A 19,422-nucleotide genomic window follows, 5' to 3' on the forward strand; every position below is an offset into this window, starting at 1 on the left:
GCGTGCAACAATCCTGTATTATAATGGAAGATATAGGGGGGATATGTATGAAAAAAATAGGTAGTCTGATCTTATTGTGTTTACTTATGGTTGCATGCAATAAAGAACCGCAGCCGGAAGAAGTGATGGATAAGTACATAAAGGCGTGGAATAAGCAAAATTTCAGTGAGATGTACGAACAGCTTTCTGAGGATGCAAAAAGTCAAATAACAAAAGAAGAATTCACTTCTCATTATAATGATATTTATAAAGATATGGAAGTAAGTGAAGTACAAGTGAAAGCTGTATCTACAAAAGAAGACAAAAAAAACAAAGAAAAAACCGCTTTACCTTATAAAGCACAATTAAAAACGCTAGCGGGAGAAATTTCATTCAAAAGTAATGTGGAGCTAGTGAAAGAGAAGGAGGACAAGACAGAAGTCTGGCGAATAGCGTGGACGCCTGCACTGATTTTTCCTGCTATGAAAGAAGATGATAGGGTGCAGGTTAAACCGTATATACCAAAGCGTGGTGACATTGTAGATCCAAAAGGTAACATACTTGCCGGCGAAGGAACTGTATACGAAATTGGTCTTGTGCTGGAGAAAATGGGTGAAAATCATAGTGCCACAAAGCAACGACTCTCTCAATTGCTAGAGATGAGTGTCGATGAAATTGATAAAAAGCTGAGCGAAAAATGGGTAAAACCACATTTGCTTGTTCCGCTTACAATCTTATCTGATGAAGCCAGTCACGCAGAACTTCTGCGTTTACCTGGTGTAAAGATAACGGACAAAAAAATGCGAGTGTATCCATTAAAAGAAGCTGCCGCACACGTAACAGGTTACATCGGAGAAATTACAGCGGAAGAGTTGCAAAAAACAAAAGGATATCAACCTGGCGATAAGATAGGCAAAAGAGGTCTTGAACAGGTATATGAAGACAAATTAAAGGGGCAGAAGGGTGCTCGCATTTACATTGTAGATCGTAATAAAAAAGAAAAAGAGGTGCTAGCAGATAAACCTGCGAAAGATGGAGAAACCGTTACTGTAACCATTGATACAGCTATGCAGCAAGCGCTATATACAGAGCTGAAAGATAATGCAGGAACGGCAAGTGCCATTAATCCTCAGACAGGCGAAATACTTGCGCTTGTCAGCACGCCTGCTTTTAATCCGAACGATTTTGTGCAAGGAATGAAAGCGGCGGATTGGAATGTACTTAACGATAATTTAAAACAACCACTCTTAAACCGATTTACGCAAGCATACACACCAGGTTCAGTATTCAAACCAATTACGGCTGTTATTGGTATGAACACGGGTACGTTAAATCCGAAGGAAGAAAAGCAAATTACTGGTTTACAGTGGGCGAAGGATGGATCTTGGGGTAATTATTTTGTCACAAGGGTAAAGGAAGCAAGTCCCATTGATTTAGAAACCGCTTTGGTATACTCTGATAACATTTATTTTGCACAAGAGGCACTGAAGGTTGGAACAGAAACGTTCAGTGAAGAAGCAAAGAAATTTGGATTTGGAGAAAAATTACCACTTGCTTATCCGTTCCAGGAATCAAAGTTGGCAGTGACAGATATTAAAAATGATATCCAACTTGCTGATACAGCTTACGGCCAAGGGGAGGTTTTAATGACACCGCTGCATGTTGCACTATCATATGCACCGTTCATAACGAGAGGATCTATTCCAGCCCCCTCTTTACAAAAAGGAGAAAACGAGGGAATGGTTTGGAAAGATAAGATCATGAGTGAAGCAACCGCTATGCTTGTTCACAACAGCTTAATCCGAGTGATTGACGACCCTGAGGGGATAGGCCGAGCTGCTAAAATAGATGGGGCACGGCTTGCGGGTAAAACAGGTACAGCTGAATTAAAGAAGGCAAAGAGAACGGAAGGACAAGAGAATGGCTGGTTTGTTGCGTATGATGAGAAAAAAGTTGTCGTTGTTATGATTGAAGACGTAAAAACGCGTGGTGGTAGTAACTATGTAGTTGCAAAAGTGAAACGCGTGTTCGATAATGAAAAATAAAAAAACACACGCAGCATGATGCTGCGTGTGTTTTTTTGTTCGAAAAGATTAGCAAATCTTTTCATAAGCAAAGTATAGACTGCAAGTAGAACGTTTAAGGCCCTTCTTTTATAATACGTACTTCGACTGTTCGTACGCCCCATTGACGCCCCTTATTTTTATCATGTATGAATACATCGATTTTATTTCCCTTAATTGCACTGCCCGTATCCAGTGCTTTTGCATATCCATAGCCCTCAACCCAAACGGTGCTTCCAAGTGGAATAACCCTTGGGTCTACCGCGATTACTTTTGCGGTGGGATTGTCTGTTAAACTGAATCCCGTTTTGGTTAAGACTTTTCCGTTGTAAGTACCGCCGTTTTCAGCAGGATCTGCTGAATAGGCAGTTGCTCTTACTTGAATTGTGCGAGCTGCTGCAACCTCGTCATTGCTTCGTGAAGGAACTGCAGCACCAGCTTCGGTCATCTTTTGTTCAGTTTCCTGCAATTTTTGTTGCATTTGCTGCAACTGTGCATCCTTCTGCTGCACTGTCCCTTGCATTTGTTGCGTTTGTTGCTCCAATTCTTTCACTTTCATTTGGAGTGCTTCGTTCTTTGTTTGCATGTCTGTTTGCACTTCTTGGTGCTGCTGCTTTGCTTTCTGATATTGATTATGAACGCTTACTGTTGTTCCTCCGAACCCCGCTGCCACTAGAAGCGGCGGAATCATCTGAATCGACATAAATCGTTTTACAATACGCAATTAGCATCACCTTTTATTTAAATTTACGGGCTTTAACGTATTCTAATGATATGCGTTGTAACATAAAGGAACAAGTGAAGTCACCAAACTGTTATGTTGTTGTTAGTAAAGATACATAACTGTAATACAACAAAAGATTCTGAGTGTGAAGAAAGATGTAAATTGTCGGAAAATAGTGTCGCAAAAACAATTTGTCATATATGTGTAATAAAAATTAAAAGAAGATTGTTGACAGGTTGATTCAACTTTTATATACTTACTTATGTAATGTAAGTAAGTAATTTTTTTATAAACTATCTTTAATTAAAAATAATTTAAATCAAGCCATAAAGGAGAGAAAGAATCATGAAAAAAGTATTGTACATTACAGCTAATCCAAATACAGCAGAGGTATCATTCAGCAAAGCAGTAGGAGATGCGTTTATTGAAGCGTATCAAGCAAAAAATCCACAAGATGAAGTGATTGCAGTAGATTTGTTCCAGACAAATGTACCAATGATTGATGGTGAAGTAATGGACGCTTGGGGTAAATTAGCTGCAGGTGTAGCATTTACAGATTTAACAGAATCACAACAACAAAAAATTGCGGCAATGAATGCGAACCTAGAACAATTTATGTCTGCAGATCGTTATGTTTTTGCAACACCAATGTGGAACTTTAGCTATCCGCCAGTTGTAAAAGCTTATATTGATAACTTGGCTGTTGCAGGTAAAACATTCAAATACACAGAAAATGGCCCAGTGGGTCTATTAGAAGGTAAAAAAGCGTTGCACATTCAAGCAACAGGCGGTATTTACTCTGAAGGACCAGCAGCAAGCATGGACTTTGGACGTAACCACTTACAAGCTGCACTTGCATTCTTTGGGGTAACAGATACAGCATATCTACCTGTAGAAGGAATGGGAGCAGCACCAGATAAAGCTGTGGAAATTAAAGAAGCTGCAATTGCAGCAGCAAAAGAAGCTGCAACGAAATTTTAATGAAAGGCGATGTTACAGCTTAAAGTTGATAATGGGAACTTGTCGATCGGAGTGAATCTCTGATTGTAGGTAAGAAGAGAGACCCTGCAGTTGAAATCAACAAATAACTTTCACAGAGCTAATGAAAAAAGAGGAGGTGCCTATGATCATAGGCACCTCCTCTTTGCTATAGAGATGCTGTACAGGTTAAGCGTGCAAAGCATACTTAAACAACTTGTTTTTTGAGTCAGGTTATTACCTCATTTGAATTGCTGTTGTATGCTAAGAGCCGCTTTTATAATCTAAAAGGACATGTTTCTTTTTTCTTATTCTTCTTTTTCCTTCTATTGTCTTGTATAATGAAGACGAATGGATATGAGGAGGACTTATGAATGGTAAGAACTGTGTTTGCTGTAATTTATATCGTATTATTAGTATTGGGAACGCTGCCACGCTTATCTCGCATGAAAAAGCTAGCCCCAACATTATCACCGGAAGAGAAAGATCGTCTTGTACATAAAACACCGGATTCGTTTGGTAAAGGAATGATAAAGGCCTCCGGTTCTACTGTAGAGGTAAAAGGACTGGAACACGTGCCTGACCGCGCAGTTCTTGTTGTATGTAATCATCAAAGCAACTTTGATATTCCAGTATTAATGGGGTATCTAAACAAACCAATTGGATTCATTTCTAAAGTGGAAATTAAGAAATTGCCAATTGTGTCTACTTGGATGGAACTAATGAATTCTGTATTTATGGATCGAAGTGATCGACGTCAGTCATTGCAGGCAATTAAAGATGGTATTGAGTTATTAAAAAATGGCCATTCGCTGGTTATCTTTCCTGAAGGGACAAGAAGTAAAGGAAAGGAAATGGGAGAATTTAAAACAGGAAGTTTTCATTTGGCTGTGAAGTCAGGTGTACCTATTTTACCTGTAACGGTGAATGGAACATATAACATATTGGAAGCAAATCATAATAAGATTAAACCTGCTCACGTTACTTTGACTATTTCAGAACCGATTTATGAAGAACAGTATAAAGATATGGATTTAAAAGAGCTAGCAGCATATACACAACATGTTATTGCGTCTAAACTATAAAAAAGTCGACATTGTCGGCTTTTTTATTATAGGCTGTTTTCGCAAACTTTGTTACTATATAACAAATAGTGGCTCGGGGTTGCTCGCTTTCCGCGGGTCAGGTGAGCCTCCTCGGCTTACAGCCTGTGGGGTCTCACCTGACCCGCTGCTCTCGCAGGAGTCTCGCACCTTCCGCTCCAAACAACCTGAAACAAAGAAACCTATCTAAAAACAACAATCTTTTAGAAAAGAGCCTTATTATATGTAGAAAACCGTACACCTAGCATAAAAGCAACCGTACACGAACACACAAGGACGAATGTGTATGGTTCTAACTCAATGCACCCTTCTTTTAGGTACTCACCGTAGTCGTACGTCGTCTTTTCTAAAAATATTGGTTGTTTTCTGTATTCATATATAAACGAATGGAAAATATTCTTGAAACACAAGGTGTTGTGACCTAATATGAGTATCATATATCATTGACTGGAAAGAGGTTGAGAACATGTTGACGCTCTTACAAAATGGAGAAGTGTATGCGCCTCATTACATAGGAAAAAAAGATGTATTGTTGGCGGGAGATCAAATCTGCTATATTGCGGACAAAATATCCATACCGGATAACTTTGCGCCTATGCGCGTCATTGATGCAACAAACAAGTTAATTGTACCAGGATTTATTGATTCTCATGTGCACATTATTGGCGGAGGCGGTGAGGGCGGTTTTAAAACAAGAACTCCGGAAATCATGCTAACCGATGTGACAACCGCAGGAGTCACTACCTTGGTCGGAGTTTTAGGAACAGACGGAACAACACGTTCTATGGAAAGTTTATTAGCCAAAGCTAGAGCTTTAGAAGAAGAAGGTGTTACATGTTATATTCACACCGGCTCCTATCATATTCCTGTGCAAACATTAACTGATAAAATCCAAAACGATATTATCCTAATTGATAAGATTATTGGGGTTGGTGAAATTGCAATTGCAGATCACCGTTCTTCCCAGCCGACTGTCGAAGAGTTAATTAAGGTGGCTGTTGCTGCTCGTAATGGCGGTATTTTGTCTGGAAAAGCTGGCATACTTGAGATACATGTTGGTGATGGGAAAGACAAGCTCCAATTGCTAGAAACGATTGTAGAGCAAACATCCATTCCCATAAGGCAATTTCATCCTACACATATTAATAGGAATGAAGAGTTATTTCAAGCCGGCATTCACTATGCACTGCGCGGTGGGTATGTAGACTTCACAACAAGTACAATTCCGCAGTTTCTAGAGGAGGGGGAAGTAAAGTGTTCTCGAGGCCTTAAGTTGATGCTAGAAGCGGGTGTACCAATTGGAGCGATTACCTTTTCTTCAGATGCACAAGCGAGTTTGCCCTCTTTTAACAGTGATGGTGAATTTTTAGGATTGCAGGTTGGACGCGTAGCCTCATTATTTGAAGCGGTTAGAGAGGCTGTATTAGAGGAGAAGCTTCCTCTTGAAGTAGCGCTACAGACGATTACATCCACACCGGCAACTGTATTAAAGTTATCGCAAAAAGGTACAATTGCAAAAGGAAAGGATGCAGACCTTGTACTTTTAGAGAAGAATACGCTAAGGATACACACTGTGTTTGCTAAAGGAAATATGATGGTATCTGATGGTCAAGCCATCGTGAGAGGAACGTTTGAACAATAATTTTCAAATTTTTGTGAGAAAACATTACAATTCATTGACGAGTGCATGCTTTTTTGCCAAAATAAAAGAGTAAGAAGGGGTTTGTCTGAGAAGGCAGCCAATTTAAGGGGGATAATTATGCCAAATATCGGATTTCCAGGCCTGATCTTAATCTTGCTAATTGCATTAATTGTATTTGGGCCGAAAAAGCTGCCGGAGATTGGAAGGGCTTTCGGTGAAACTTTGAAGGAGTTTAAGCGTTCAACAAAAGACTTACGAGAAGACGCAATAGAAGCAAAAGAAAAACAATGATGCGGTAAAGGGATGTGGGAGACGTTCTCTTGCATCCTTTTTTCAGAAATGAGCAGGTGAGACAGATGCAGGAAGAAATGAGTGTTGTAGAACACTTAAGTGAATTAAGAAAGCGTTTAATTATTACAGCGCTAACTTTTATAGTATTTATGACAGTTGGATTTATATATACAAAAGATATATATAAATTTTTGGTGAAAGATTTGGAGGTTCAGCTCGTTGTGCTGGGACCAGGTGATATTTTATGGATTTATTTTATAATTTCTGCTGTATTTGCTGTTATATGTACTATTCCGATTGCCGCAGTACAAGTATGGTTATTTGTAAAACCGGCATTATTGCCACATGAGCAAAAAATGACGCTTCTTTACATACCTGCGTTATTTATTCTTTTTGTGGGAGGCCTTTGTTTTGGCTACTTCATTATTATGCCAACTGTATTTTCTTTTTTACTTAGCTTAGGAACCGATATGTTTCAAGAGATGTTTACAACTGAAAAGTATTTTGAATTTGTCATGAATATGACTATGCCGTTTGCAGTGTTATTTGAGTTACCAGCGGTAGCAATGTTTTTGACAAGCATTGGTTTATTAAATCCAATTGCATTACAGAAAATTAGAAAGTATGCATACTTTGTTTTAATTGTCATCGCGGTATGCATTACGCCACCTGATTTTTTATCGGATTTTCTTGTTTCAATACCTTTATTGCTTATCTACGAGTTAAGTATAGCGTTGTCAGCGTATGTATATAGACGGAAAGTGAGAAGAGAAGCACAAGATATAGTGGGAAATGCCTAAGTAGTAGGCATTTCCCACTTTTTTTGTTATACTATCTATGAAAACGCATACAATATAGTGGATAGAAAAAATAATGTACTGCTAAATTTAGACAAACTTTTTACTTGTCTTTGTTTATACTAAATATAACTCCACAAAAAAGAGGATTGATATCGTGATTATGAAAAGTTTCTATTTCACTCACCTGACAGGCATGTGTGTTAAAATTGTAGAAATCCCCGTCTTAGAATCACAACATCCTTTTGCATTTCAGATCAATGCGCGTCTTCAATTATTTATCTCTAAAATTCAAAAACAAAAAAATCCAAATTTTAGTTATTCGTTTCGCGAGTACTTGCGTAATTCGATGAAATGGTCGGAATATTCACATGTATATGATGTGAATACTCTAGAGAAAAATGCATAGACGAAAAAGAAACAGAATTGTACAATTCTGTTTCTTTTTCGTCTATTTTATAAAAGGTAATTTAGTTCATAAATGGATAAGTATATTTTGAGGAATTTGGTAAGTAATTGTTGAAAGCGGTGCAAATACTAGTATAATAACAAGAAGAGTGTACCGGAAAGGAACGAAGAATAATGACAAAAATTAAGCTTGTGACAGATTCTACAGTAGATTTATCTGATGATGTAATTAAACAATATGATATCCATGTGATTCCTTTATCCATTACTATAGATAATGAGACATACTTAGACCGTGTTGACTTGACACCGCAGCAATTCATTGAAAAGATGCAAGTATCAAAGGAGTTGCCAAAAAGTTCCCAGCCTGCTGTCGGCGCATTTGTAGAATTGTACGATCGTTTGGGTGAGGATGGTAGTGAAGTATTGGCAATCCATATGACGAGTGGTATGAGTGGAACTTTTAATACAGCGACAAGCGCAGCTGCGATGACAGATACAAAAGTTACCGTGATTGACTCCACATTTATGACGCATGCGATGGGGTATCAGGTGATTGAAGCAGCTAAAATGATTCAACAAGGTAAAACACTTGAAGAAATTTTAGAGCGTGTGGAAGAAGTACGCCAGAATTCACATTTATATGTTGTAGTTGATACACTTGAGAATCTAGTTAAAGGCGGGCGTATCGGAAGAGGGAAGGCTTTTCTTGGTTCATTGTTAAATATTAAACCAATTGCAAATTTAGCGGATGGTGTGTACACGCCTGTTACAAAAGTACGTAGTCATGGACAAGTGGTAAAAACGTTGGTGAAAATATTAGCAGAAGATACAGCTGGTAAAACGATTAAGGCGGTAAGTATTCCACATGCGGAAGCTTTACCACTTGCACAAAGCTTAAAAGAGGCAATTGAGAAAGTAACAGGATTTCAGAATACACAAATCTTTTATACAACACCGGTTATTAGTACACATACAGGTGTAGGAGCAATCGGCTTTACCTATTTTGCTGAGTAAGGGAGGGAAACCTCTCTTTTTTTTTGCCAAAAATGGTTAACAAGGCAAAGTGTGGGAAATATAAGAAAAAACAAAAGAGGGATTGATTATGTTTTTTCGAAAGCGACGCAAAAAGCAAAAACCATCACAAAAGCATAATCAGGTAGAAATGTTTGAAGTAAAATCTACGCAAGGTTATGTGATAGATCATGGGAAAACAGAACGGGCGAAACACTCTATAAATAGAAATAGCAATGAAGAGCAGGTAGAAATAGACAATGGAGAGTTGAGCAAGCAAATTAAAAAGGCAATGAATGAAAATCCAGATCTGCAAACTCGCAGCCTTTACAAAGAGAGTCGTCTTGTTACCATATTTTTCATGAAGGGTGCAATTAACGAACAGGCACTTCATGAAGATGTACTAGCTAATATTATGAAGTTGTCGGTACAACATCTTACAAATGAAGAGTTAAAGAGTAACATTCCAATCAGTCGTATACAAGAAAGTCATCAAATTACAGAAATTTGTAGTAATTTAATGGATGGTTGGATTTTTATTCATATTCAAGACGAACAAGATGGTTTGCTGTTTAATTTGTCGCAACCGCAATATCGACCGTTATTTCAATCTATGAACGAAGCAAATGTTTTAGGGCCGAAGCTTGAGTTTACAGAATCATTGGAAACGAATACACAAGTGCTAAGACAATTAATTAAAGATGAAAATCTGGTAATGGAATCTTACACGCTGGGGAGGCGCGCTCCAAAAGAGATTCGGATTATATATATGAAAGGCATTGCAGATGAAGAAAATGTAAAAACGTTTCGGGAACGAATTCAAAGGATCGACATTGATGATATATTAGACAGCTCAGTCCTGATTCAGCTGATTGAAGAAAATGTATACTCATTGTTTCCGCAGTTTATTATGACAGAACAACCACAGCGCTTTGCGTATTCTGTTTTGGGAGGGCGGATTGGCGTGCTAGTGAACGGAAGCCCGATGGCTGTATTGGGACCAGTAACATTCTTTAGTTTTTTTGAATCGACAGAAGACCTATATTTTCGCTGGAACGTAAGCACGTTTTTCCGGCTACTGCGCTTCGTTGCAGTATTCATTTCCATGGCATTTACACCTGTATATGTCGCAGCCTTAACCTATCACTATGAAGTTATTCCTTCTGCATTGTTAGTTTCACTAGGGCAATCACGTGCTAACGTTCCTTTTCCGCCTGTGATGGAGGCACTTATATTAGAGGGTGCCATTGAACTCCTTAGGGAGGCGGGTGCACGCTTGCCAACAAAAGTAGGTCAAACCATTGGTATCGTAGGTGGTATAGTGATTGGACAAGCGGCAGTGCAAGCGGGGCTGACAAGTAATATTCTCATTATTGCGGTAGCTCTTAGTGCACTGGCTTCATTTACATCACCAAATTATGTGATGGGTACAGTAATTCGAGTAATCCGATTTCCGCTTATTATTTTAGCTGGGATTGCAGGGGGAATAGGCCTTACGTTTGGTCTTACCTTTTTGCTTATTCACTTATTAAAGGTGACCAGTTTAAATCGGCCGTACCTCGCGCCGATTTATCCATGGCGCTTTCGAGATATGACAAAGAGCATTATTCGAATTCCGCATTTATACAGCACAGAGCGGTCCAGTTATAATAATCCCCAAGACAAAGTACAATTGAAAGAAAATCGAAAGAAACAGAAAAAAGATATTGATGAGTAGGGAATAACATGGAAAAAACAATTCCAAAACATTTAATGTTTCCGAGTGGTCTTTTGGTTATCGTGATTCATACCTTGCAGATTGGTGTTGGCATTACAGGGTTTTCACGTCTTATCTTTCAATATGCGAAGCAAGATGCATGGATAGCCGTTATAGTAGCTGGCTTAGTGGCACATGTAGTCGTGTTTGTTATTGTACAAACCCTAAAGCGCTTTCAAGGCAAGGGGTTGTTCGAAATTCACGTTGATTTATTTGGAAAGTGGCTAGGAAATGCACTTAATTTCTTGTATATTCTTTATTTATTTGGCTACGGCATTACATACATTATCAATTATTACGCTTTTGTGGGCGAATATTTAATGCAGGATATGCCGATATGGTTTATTTCAGTGGTTATGCTTATTTTAACTATTTATACAGTCAAGGGCGGTATACGAGTTGTCATCGGTATTAGTCTCACCACCTTTTTACTTACGTTTTGGCTTTTCTTAGTAGCTTTACAAACGTTACAGTATTTTGATTGGTTGCATTTTCTACCGGTTTTTGAAGCTAGTCCGAACAATCTATTACAGGGTGCGTATGAAATGTCATTTTCCCTCACAGGATTTGAACTGTTGTATTTTCTCTATCCGTATGTAGGAACAAAGCAAACTGTTCATCGATATGCGCAGTTCGCTATCCTTTTCACAAATATGGTTTATTTGTACACTATTATAGTTACTATTGGCTTCTATTCAGATGAGAGTTTACTAAAAACAATTTGGCCAACATTAAATCTTTTTAAATCTGTTAATTTTCCCTTTTTAGAGCAATTTGAAGTAGTCCTTATTTGTATGATGATGCTCGTGTTATTGCCGAATATGAGTACTTTAGCATGGGTAGTAACAAAAGGACTTAAAGAAACTTTTAGGATAAAGCAAACAACAGCTTTATATACACTCAGCATTATTATGTTTTTCATTACGCTTTTCTTTAAATCACGAGCTCAAATTGGAGATTATACAGAATTTTTTAATACGGTAACCTTTATTGCTTCGTTTATATATCCAGTTGTATTATTCATTGCAACATTGCTTATACAGACCATTAGAAGGAGGAAGGCAATTTGAAAAGATTGATTATTGTTTTAGCTTGCTGCACGATCTTTCTTTCGGGGTGTGTAATCAAAAAACGAGCGTTAGAAACCTTAGGATTGGCTACTGCAATTGGCCTTGATAGGGAAGAGAATGACAAAGTGCGCGGAACGATTGTTTTACATCATTTTGGCTCTAAACCAGAAGATGTAGCGCAGCAGTTAACAAGTATGGCTGATACAAGCAAAGGTTTATTTAAATATATGAATTTAGAGACTAGTGATCGGCTTGTGACCGGGCAGCTTCGTGTGGCTATATATGGAAAGGAATATGCAGAGAAGAGGGAGATTGTACGGCAAGTAGAAACTTTAAAACGTGATGCAGCTACGCAAACTAACATGTATCTTGCAATCAGCAAAACAACAGCTAAAGATATTTTATATCAGCCACAAGATCAAGAGCATTCTAAAAATATGGGTACGTATTTATACAAAATGATTCAACAAAACATTGAAGATGACGGTGTTATTTCTTGTACAGTGCAAGAATTTTTGCGGGATTATTATCAGGTGGGGAGAGATCCCGTTTTGCCACTTTTAGAAAAAAGAAAGGATTTTGTGTTAATTGACGGTTCGGCATTGATGTATCGAGGGAAATTAATGGGATCTATTACAGCAGCAGAAACATTTTATATAAAAGCGTTAAGAGAAGGATACAAAGGATTTGGTTCTATTGATGTGAAATTGCCCGCTGAGCCATTTCAAAAATTTTATGGTGAGAAAGGAGACGACTTTCCTTTACTGGTTAACTTGCAACAGATAAAAGTAAAGCCAAAATTGAAATTAGTACAACAAAACAATCCGATTTTTGATGTGGATGTCAAAATGACTGCAAATATAGCTGCTTTAAGTCAGCCTATTGACCTTGGTAAGCCCGGTGTATATAAAGTATTTGAAAAAGAGCTTAGCAAAAAAATGAAGCAACATTTTTTAAAGGAAATTGAAAAGGTGCAAAAAATGAAAGTAGATCCAATAGGGTTTGGAGCTGTTTATGATGCTTCCGTACGGCACTTGACTTTAGGTGAGAAGCAATGGTACAGCGATTTATATCCAAAAGCAAAATTTAATATTAAACTCAAGCTAACGATCGCAAGATCAGGTGTTCTTAACTAATAAGATAATAAATAACGAGTGTAAGAAAAGCGGCTGTGCTGTACATAAAACGTTTTTGTAGATACGACATAAAATCCCTCCAGAAGCTTTTTCTATATAGAATGTTCAGGAGGGGCGTATTGTTATACGTGTAAAGCAAATTTTGTGTGATCTTTAATCTCGTTATAGCACAGTGTTTGACCGTGTAACAAGACGTGCAAATATTTAGGGGGTAACTGGTGGCTTTCCCAAGCAGTAGTTAGTCGTTCTAAAGCCTCTTGCGGTGTTTCGTCAGCAAGCGCAAATGCACCATAATGCATGGGAATAAAGTAAGTTGCCCCAAGGTCTTTGTAAGCACGTACAGACTCCTCAGGTGTCATATGAACATGCTTCATAAACCACTCTGGTTCATTAATATCTAAAGCTAGAAGGTAAAAAACCTTGATATCATGCGGTTTCTTTGTTAAAGAGAAGCCGTCTTTTTTATGTTTGCTAACGAAATGCTAACATAGTGACCACATAAAATTTATGGGATGTTTCTGAACAATAAATCACTTACTTTTTGAGCTGCTTCTTTTTGCATCCCTTTCACCACATGTGAATAAGTGTTAAGTGTAATGCTCACATTTGTATGTCCTAGCCGTTCGGCTACTACTTTTGGGTGTACACCAGCTCTCAGCATAAGAGTAGCATGTGTGTGCCTTAAATCATGAAAGCGAATGCGAGGTAACTTGGACTCCTTCACATATGCAGACCATAAACTCCAAAGGCTTTCATTATGCAGTATTTTACCAGTTGTTGTGCAACAAACTAAATCTAAATCGTAATATGCAGACCCTTGACGCATTTTCTCTTTCAAGACTCGAACACGATGCTCTTTCAAGGCAATAAGAGTATTGGCGTCCAAATCAATAGATCGCTGAGAGGATGCTGTTTTTGCAGTAGCCAGCAGCTTATTTTGTGCTGACAGTGTTTGGCGAATTGATATTGTCCCTTGATCAAAGTCGATATCCTGCCAACGAAGTCCTAATATTTCACTGCGACGCATGCCAGTTGTTACAGCTAATAAAAATACGATATAGTATCTACTCTTCTTAACTATATCTAAAAAGTGTTGTACCTGTTTTTCGTCCCATACTGTTACGGAACGCTTTTCCTCTTTTGGTTTTTCTACACGTAAAGCTGGATTATCTCTGAGATATTTAAAATTAACCGCTTGGTCTAGCACGCCTTTTAGTATCTTGTGTACTTTGTTCACGGTTGCAGGAGAATGAGTTTGCGCCATCTCGTTATAAAGTTTTTGGATGTGAGATGGCTTTAATTTTTCTAATGTCACTGCGCCTATTTTTGGTGTAATATAGGTTTGTGCATAACGTCTATAGAGTTCGTAGGAGCTCTCTTTTAAATTCATCTTCTTACCTTCTAACCATAAGTCGATGAAAGCACTCAGTTTTTCTTTTGAAGGCTCCAAATAGGAGCCTTCTTCTATTTCTGTTAAGACTTTGTTCAAAGCAGCCTGCGCATCTTTCTGGCGCTTAAAACCACCTTTGTTTTTTTGTTTACGTTTACCAGTCACTTCGTCATATCCAATATCAACGACATACGTCCATGTTTTTCCTCGTTTATATAAATGTCCTTTCATGCTGTATACTCCTTTATTGCCATTCTATTGCGAATTTGATTTAGTCGCTCTTTACACAGCCTTGGAGTTACTTTAAACATTTCGGACATATCAGCAATGATGTCTCGATTATTTTCAAGACGAATATATTGTAGCATATGTATTGGAATAGCTGCGCACTTGGTAAAACGTACCGCATCCCATTCTTGTAGCTGGCGGAAGGATTCTGGCATAATACCTTGGTTGCCATAATGCCGTAGCATGTGGCATAACTCATGAAAGAACACTTCACGCTGCTTTTGTGGAGAAAGTCGCTCATCAAGTACAATGATTTGGATAAAGTCGTTATCAATGCGATAGGACTCTGTCCGTTCGCGAAGCAATAGGACATTACACTGATCTGCGATGTAATCAATATTTAAGTCTTTAGGTTGTTTTACTCCAATACGTTTATAGAAGGCTGTTATCCAGTCCTCCAGTGGAGTAGTAGGGAAGTATAAGTGCAAGAACATCACTCCTTTTATATAAATTAGAACGTATGTTCTTATTTTAATATAAAAATAAAACCCCGAAAAGGGGCTTTTGGAAAATATTGATGTTTGGCTAAAAAGAATTGATTGAGCTTATAAAGAATTATAGAATGACATTGATAATTTTATGTGCATAACATATACTGAGAATAGAAATAGTATTACTGGGCCGGGTGCTCCCCTCTGGGGTGCAGATAGACATAAATGTCGCCTGAGGCCCTTTTTTATTTTTTCCATTCATTACAATTTGAATAGCCATATCCTATAATGTCTCCTGTTTCCGTAGCATAAAAACGCTTCTGTAAAATCTTAGAGAAAGTTCTGTCTTTACTTTCCAGTGATCTCCACATTGCTCCAGCTACTATATCTGCAAGTTGAGCCCCTATTGTATATCTAGATACTACAACGTTTATGGTTGGAGAAAAAACAGTTGTATCAAAGTTGCGGAACACAGTATTATCCGAAAGAGCCTCTTTATAAGCTTTGAAAATTACTTCATCTTGATGTTTATCTTTTGTATCTATGAACACAATGATTGGCTCATGAATTTTATTTACAAAGAGAAAAGAATTAATAAGATACAGCAAGTGTTGGAAGTTTAGCTTGTAAATGGAATGTTTGTCCTTAGCTACATTATTAGTATAAGTAACATATTTGTTTTGCCCGCAAGCAAATAGTATACAATCACTTTCGGCGAGACAATTATATATTTCATTACGGTATAAAGAAATGTTTTCTTTATGTTCAGGTTTGAATGATTGTTTTTTTAAACTATACTTTATTTCCATAAAAACATCTTTGAAGTATTTGGCTTTAATATCATGGAACTTATTTTCTAAAGACTCTAGGCTTGTAGGCTTTAATAATACACCACCTAGAACAAAATAAAGAGTATTTCCCCCGTCAGTACTTGGTTCTTTATCTTTTTTTAAAGTGTTAGTTCCAGCATCATCAATATATAGTAGGTACATATATTAAAAAGGTAAATCATCATCAGATATATCAATCATGCCGGGGGTTCTTCTTTTAGAACTTACCAAATCTGCTTTTAAAAAGTGTGATTCACTTCCACAATAGGGGCAATAAGCTGCTTCAGGTGGAATTTTTCTTCCACAATGTCCATAGTTAGTGCAATTGTTAACTAAAGGATAACCACAGTGTATGCAATGTGTCATATCCACATCATCTATAAAACGATTTGTTTCCCTACAATGCAGGCATTTAATTAAATGTCCATTTTTGTCAGTTTCAAAATTACACATCAATCATTCCCCCTTTATTTTTCCTGTTTTCTTTTCCTCTCCATCGCCTTATGCAGCACATAATCAAAGTGCTTCTTCAATTCCTCCACGTCCTCAGGTGATAGGTTTTTCCATTTATCTATGTCAAAGAAGCTCATGCTGGTGATTCCTAGTTTTTCTATGTAGGCTGTGATTTCGGCTAGGGAGTCGTAAGGTTTATTCTCGTCGTCTCCTGCAATTATATAGTTAACAGGTACGTCATATTTTTTTGCCAACCTCTTGATACTTTCAAGAGGAGGCTCATTACGTCCTTGTTCGTAGTAACCGTAGCCACTTTCTGAAATCCCTAAGAAGTCAGCAACATCTTTTTGCGTGAGTTTGTGTTTCTTTCTCAATTCCCTTAAACGATCTTTAAGTTCCATAATAACTCCTTTCCGTGCAATACTGTTCTTCCAACTATTATACAACTTCCAGTTGGGTATCTGAAAATAAAACGAATAAAAACAATAAAAAGTTGTTAAAATGTATTTACAAACAACAAAAAGTTGGGTAATATTAAGACAACAAAAAGTTGGGAGGTGTTGAAAGGAGAATGATTAAAAAGCGCTTCAAGTTAATCCAACTTAGAAAAGATGCAAATTTGTTTCAAAAAGACGTAGTATATCGTCTTGAATCTCAATATGGGATCTCTATAACAGAAAGCTATTATGGCATGATTGAACAAGGAGTTCGTACTCCGAGCTTAGAAATTGCACTGGCTATATCAAAAGTATTCGACAAAAGCCCTGAATATATTTTTTTTGGGGATTAACACAACAAAAAGTTGGGGTGATAGTGTGAACATTGACCAAATTATTGAAGAAAAAGTACGAAACGCAGTAAGTGAAGCTATCCAGCCTCTTGTCCAGCTGCTTGAACAAGCTAGTATGTCCAATCAAAAGCCAACGCTGACATTAGAAGAAGCAGGTTCGATACTTGGAGCTGGCATGAACACCATGTATGAATTAGTTCGGACACCAGACTTTCCGTGTTTAAAAGTAGGTAACAAATGGATGGTGTTACATCAAGAACTACACCAATGGATGCGGCAACGTGCCAGAAAGGGTGAAGGACATGGTGATAGAGAGTACCACTAACCTATTGATACTTATGGTGCTGTTAGTGATGGGGGTTGGGATTATGGCATTTGTTATGGAAGCAATCAAGGTGTTAATTGACGATCACGATCGCTTAGAAGAAGAAAACAGGAAGTTGAAGTTGAGGAAGAGATAGAAAGGGGGTGATAAACCAATGTTTTATGTAAAAGCGCAAATCAATACGCAAGTCGAAATCACGATTGATCTGTATGAGGATGAAATTTTCACACGGTGTGCGGATTGCAGAGTTGAACACCAGGTGGATACAGAGACATTAATCAATGTACTAAGAGAAGGGTGCCTTGCTTCTACATCCATCTATTGCAAAGTTTGCTCCGCTAAATTAATCGCTGAAAACGAGGAGGGAAACGAATGATGAATTCACTCAAGGTAGTAGCAAATGAAATGCTTCCGGTTTATGAAAATGAGAATGGAGAAAAGCTCGTGGATGCTCGGGAATTGCATGAGCAACTAATGGTCAGCACTCGTTTTAACGATTGGATTACTCGGATGATTAGTAATTATGGGTTTACAGAGGGTGAAGACTTTTACTCATTTTTGAGTAAAACCACTGGCAGACCATCAACAGAATATCTACTCACGATGGATACTGCAAAAGAAATTGCTATGGTCCAAAACAATGAAACTGGCCGCGTGGTTCGGAAGTACTTTATCAAAATTGAAAAGCAAGCTAAACAGCAACCACAAACACAGGCGGAGATGCTTCTGTTATATGCACAACAAATGGTTGAGCAAGAACGTAAAGTACAACAACTCACACAAAAAGTAGAAGAGACTGAACGCAAGGTCGAAGGTATAAGCGAAATCGTCGCCCTTAACTCCACAGATTGGAGGAAAGATACCACAGCAATCCTGAATAAAATCGCATTTAAAACAGGTGGATTTGACCAATACGGCAATATTCGAAACGAAAGCTATGAACTACTGGAACAACGAGCCAATGCAAATCTTGGCATCCGCGTCACAAACAAGAAAAAGAAAATGGCGCTGGAAGGTGTGGCCAAATCAAAAGTCGATAAGGTTTCCAAATTGGATGTCATTGATGATGACAAACGCCTGCTTGAGATTTACTTAGCGGTCGTGAAAGAAATGGCGATTCGGTACGGTATTGATTACAGCCGTATAAAGGAGGAAAGTGCATGATTAGCACAATCAAACGTTATACGCTCAGTCAGCAAGTAGCGTCTACTGACCTTGAGTGCGCACTATCACTACAAAGCTATATCGCACATTGCAACAACTGGTTGCTGAGCACGATGAACCTAGCCAACCCACAGGAAGCTGACGAACAATTTAGGTTTTGGAAACTTGAACAGCTAAGGGCTGAAATTGAATTGTTTGAGCTAAAAGAAAAGTTTGTTCAGAAACAAGCTGAGCAACAAAAGGTATCAGCTTTGCTACAAGATTTAGCAAACCGGGGTTTACATAGCGTAGCGCATGTCATCAGAGAAGCGCAGATGCGCGGTGAGCAAGAGTATCTGCAGCTCATAGCACTTGAAGGGAGGTGAGATAAGTGCAAGAGACACCTAAACGAAAAGAATTGCTAAAACGATTAAGTCGTTTTCGGACTGTGCCTGGTCATGGTCGACACATCTCGAAAAAAACAGATGAAGAACTAGAGGTGTTTGTGAATTTGTTGGAATCCATGTTTAAACGAGGATCTAGTAAGGCTAAGGAGAGTGATACAAATGATTGAGAACGGCATGACACTTCATAACGAGTATGACAGCTGTAAGAAAGACTTCAATGATTACTGCACAATCTGCGATGGTGAGATTTATCACGGCATGAAGTATTACCAGATGGGGACTATCTTGATTTGCGAAGAATGCACACATCGGGTTTTAGAAATTGCCCTTGTGAGAGTGGCAGGAGAATAAAAAAGAACCCATTGGGGTGGGTTCTAGTGAAAAAGATTTCGGAATCAGTTTAC

General features: G+C 38.1%; 24 protein-coding genes. 17 read left to right on the forward strand and 7 right to left on the reverse strand.

All coding sequences use genetic code 11. The features are described 5' to 3' along the window. Positions 1-47: 47 nt before the first annotated feature. Positions 48-2,024 carry a penicillin-binding transpeptidase domain-containing protein gene (locus tag MUG87_RS01550; protein WP_247084907.1) on the forward strand — a complete coding sequence of 659 codons (1,977 nt, stop codon included), beginning with the start codon at positions 48-50 and terminating at the stop codon, positions 2,022-2,024. Positions 2,025-2,118: 94 nt separating this feature from the next. Here MUG87_RS01550 and MUG87_RS01555 read toward each other — a convergent pair whose 3' ends face one another. Then, the gene (locus tag MUG87_RS01555; RefSeq protein ID WP_247084909.1) at positions 2,119-2,766 is read right to left on the reverse strand and encodes a 3D domain-containing protein; all 648 of its coding nucleotides are present in this window, start codon (positions 2,764-2,766) and stop codon (positions 2,119-2,121) included. A gap of 345 nt (positions 2,767-3,111) precedes the next feature. On the opposite strand from MUG87_RS01555, the gene MUG87_RS01560 reads away from it, so the two are divergent. The 10 genes from MUG87_RS01560 to MUG87_RS01605 all read left to right on the forward strand — a co-directional run bounded on the left by MUG87_RS01560 (position 3,112) and on the right by MUG87_RS01605 (position 12,961). Continuing rightward, positions 3,112-3,747 (forward strand): FMN-dependent NADH-azoreductase, encoded by a 636-nt coding sequence (locus MUG87_RS01560; protein WP_247084911.1) that lies wholly within the window; start codon positions 3,112-3,114, stop codon positions 3,745-3,747. 371 nt (positions 3,748-4,118) lie between these two features. Continuing rightward, positions 4,119-4,829, forward strand: coding sequence for a lysophospholipid acyltransferase family protein (locus MUG87_RS01565; protein ID WP_247084913.1), 711 nt, complete (start codon positions 4,119-4,121; stop codon positions 4,827-4,829). Positions 4,830-5,313: 484 nt separating this feature from the next. After that, the gene (gene iadA, locus MUG87_RS01570) at positions 5,314-6,489 is read left to right on the forward strand and encodes a beta-aspartyl-peptidase (RefSeq protein ID WP_247084915.1); all 1,176 of its coding nucleotides are present in this window, start codon (positions 5,314-5,316) and stop codon (positions 6,487-6,489) included. 114 nt (positions 6,490-6,603) lie between these two features. After that, positions 6,604-6,780 (forward strand): twin-arginine translocase TatA/TatE family subunit, encoded by a 177-nt coding sequence (locus tag MUG87_RS01575; RefSeq protein ID WP_247087428.1) that lies wholly within the window; start codon positions 6,604-6,606, stop codon positions 6,778-6,780. Between the two features lie 65 nt (positions 6,781-6,845). Next, complete coding sequence (gene tatC / locus MUG87_RS01580) at positions 6,846-7,580, forward strand: twin-arginine translocase subunit TatC (RefSeq protein WP_247084917.1); 735 nt, start codon at positions 6,846-6,848, stop codon at positions 7,578-7,580. Between the two features lie 154 nt (positions 7,581-7,734). Then, the gene (locus tag MUG87_RS01585) at positions 7,735-7,986 is read left to right on the forward strand and encodes a DUF2535 family protein (protein ID WP_247084919.1); all 252 of its coding nucleotides are present in this window, start codon (positions 7,735-7,737) and stop codon (positions 7,984-7,986) included. A 173-nt stretch (positions 7,987-8,159) separates the two neighbouring features. After that, entirely contained in the window at positions 8,160-9,002 is an 843-nt protein-coding gene (locus tag MUG87_RS01590) for a DegV family protein (protein WP_247084921.1), read from the forward strand. Between the two features lie 88 nt (positions 9,003-9,090). Continuing rightward, positions 9,091-10,716 (forward strand): spore germination protein, encoded by a 1,626-nt coding sequence (locus MUG87_RS01595; protein ID WP_247084923.1) that lies wholly within the window; start codon positions 9,091-9,093, stop codon positions 10,714-10,716. An 8-nt stretch (positions 10,717-10,724) separates the two neighbouring features. Beyond that, entirely contained in the window at positions 10,725-11,825 is a 1,101-nt protein-coding gene (locus MUG87_RS01600; protein WP_247084925.1) for a GerAB/ArcD/ProY family transporter, read from the forward strand. Beyond that, the gene (locus tag MUG87_RS01605; protein ID WP_247084927.1) at positions 11,822-12,961 is read left to right on the forward strand and encodes a Ger(x)C family spore germination protein; all 1,140 of its coding nucleotides are present in this window, start codon (positions 11,822-11,824) and stop codon (positions 12,959-12,961) included. The genes MUG87_RS01600 and MUG87_RS01605 overlap by 4 nt, the downstream gene beginning before the upstream one ends. Before the next feature lie 122 nt (positions 12,962-13,083). Here MUG87_RS01605 and MUG87_RS01610 read toward each other — a convergent pair whose 3' ends face one another. From MUG87_RS01610 to MUG87_RS01635, 6 genes are all read right to left on the reverse strand, one after another. Beyond that, positions 13,084-13,386: an MBL fold metallo-hydrolase gene (locus MUG87_RS01610; RefSeq protein ID WP_281503690.1), complete on the reverse strand. Its 303-nt coding sequence runs from the start codon at positions 13,384-13,386 to the stop codon at positions 13,084-13,086. A gap of 80 nt (positions 13,387-13,466) precedes the next feature. After that, positions 13,467-14,582, reverse strand: coding sequence for a site-specific integrase (locus tag MUG87_RS01615; RefSeq protein WP_247084929.1), 1,116 nt, complete (start codon positions 14,580-14,582; stop codon positions 13,467-13,469). Beyond that, positions 14,579-15,073 (reverse strand): ImmA/IrrE family metallo-endopeptidase, encoded by a 495-nt coding sequence (locus tag MUG87_RS01620; RefSeq protein WP_247084931.1) that lies wholly within the window; start codon positions 15,071-15,073, stop codon positions 14,579-14,581. The genes MUG87_RS01615 and MUG87_RS01620 overlap by 4 nt, the downstream gene beginning before the upstream one ends. A 242-nt stretch (positions 15,074-15,315) precedes the next feature. Then, positions 15,316-16,062, reverse strand: coding sequence for a DUF3800 domain-containing protein (locus tag MUG87_RS01625; RefSeq protein ID WP_247084933.1), 747 nt, complete (start codon positions 16,060-16,062; stop codon positions 15,316-15,318). 3 nt (positions 16,063-16,065) lie between these two features. Then, positions 16,066-16,353, reverse strand: a complete 288-nt coding sequence (locus tag MUG87_RS01630; RefSeq protein WP_247084935.1) for a zinc-ribbon domain-containing protein — start codon at positions 16,351-16,353, stop codon at positions 16,066-16,068. A 14-nt stretch (positions 16,354-16,367) separates the two neighbouring features. Then, positions 16,368-16,754 carry a helix-turn-helix domain-containing protein gene (locus MUG87_RS01635; RefSeq protein ID WP_247084937.1) on the reverse strand — a complete coding sequence of 129 codons (387 nt, stop codon included), beginning with the start codon at positions 16,752-16,754 and terminating at the stop codon, positions 16,368-16,370. A 170-nt stretch (positions 16,755-16,924) separates the two neighbouring features. Between MUG87_RS01635 and MUG87_RS01640 the strand changes: the two genes are divergently transcribed. From MUG87_RS01640 to MUG87_RS01665, 6 genes are all read left to right on the forward strand, one after another. Continuing rightward, positions 16,925-17,143 carry a helix-turn-helix transcriptional regulator gene (locus MUG87_RS01640; protein WP_247084939.1) on the forward strand — a complete coding sequence of 73 codons (219 nt, stop codon included), beginning with the start codon at positions 16,925-16,927 and terminating at the stop codon, positions 17,141-17,143. A 25-nt stretch (positions 17,144-17,168) separates the two neighbouring features. Further along, positions 17,169-17,468 carry a helix-turn-helix domain-containing protein gene (locus MUG87_RS01645; RefSeq protein ID WP_247084941.1) on the forward strand — a complete coding sequence of 100 codons (300 nt, stop codon included), beginning with the start codon at positions 17,169-17,171 and terminating at the stop codon, positions 17,466-17,468. A gap of 375 nt (positions 17,469-17,843) precedes the next feature. Next, positions 17,844-18,632 (forward strand): antA/AntB antirepressor family protein, encoded by a 789-nt coding sequence (locus MUG87_RS01650; protein WP_247087430.1) that lies wholly within the window; start codon positions 17,844-17,846, stop codon positions 18,630-18,632. Then, positions 18,629-18,997 carry a hypothetical protein gene (locus MUG87_RS01655; protein WP_247084943.1) on the forward strand — a complete coding sequence of 123 codons (369 nt, stop codon included), beginning with the start codon at positions 18,629-18,631 and terminating at the stop codon, positions 18,995-18,997. Before MUG87_RS01650 ends, MUG87_RS01655 begins: the two co-directional genes overlap by 4 nt. A gap of 5 nt (positions 18,998-19,002) precedes the next feature. Next, on the forward strand, positions 19,003-19,185 hold the full coding sequence (locus MUG87_RS01660; RefSeq protein WP_247084945.1) for a hypothetical protein: 183 nt from the start codon (positions 19,003-19,005) through the stop codon (positions 19,183-19,185). Continuing rightward, positions 19,178-19,369 carry a hypothetical protein gene (locus MUG87_RS01665; protein ID WP_247084947.1) on the forward strand — a complete coding sequence of 64 codons (192 nt, stop codon included), beginning with the start codon at positions 19,178-19,180 and terminating at the stop codon, positions 19,367-19,369. The genes MUG87_RS01660 and MUG87_RS01665 overlap by 8 nt, the downstream gene beginning before the upstream one ends. The last annotated feature ends 53 nt before the right edge of the window (positions 19,370-19,422 follow it).

Origin of the sequence: Ectobacillus sp. JY-23 (assembly GCF_023022965.1) — a bacterium.
In the GTDB taxonomy this organism is placed as follows: Bacteria; Bacillota; Bacilli; order Bacillales; family Bacillaceae_G; genus Ectobacillus.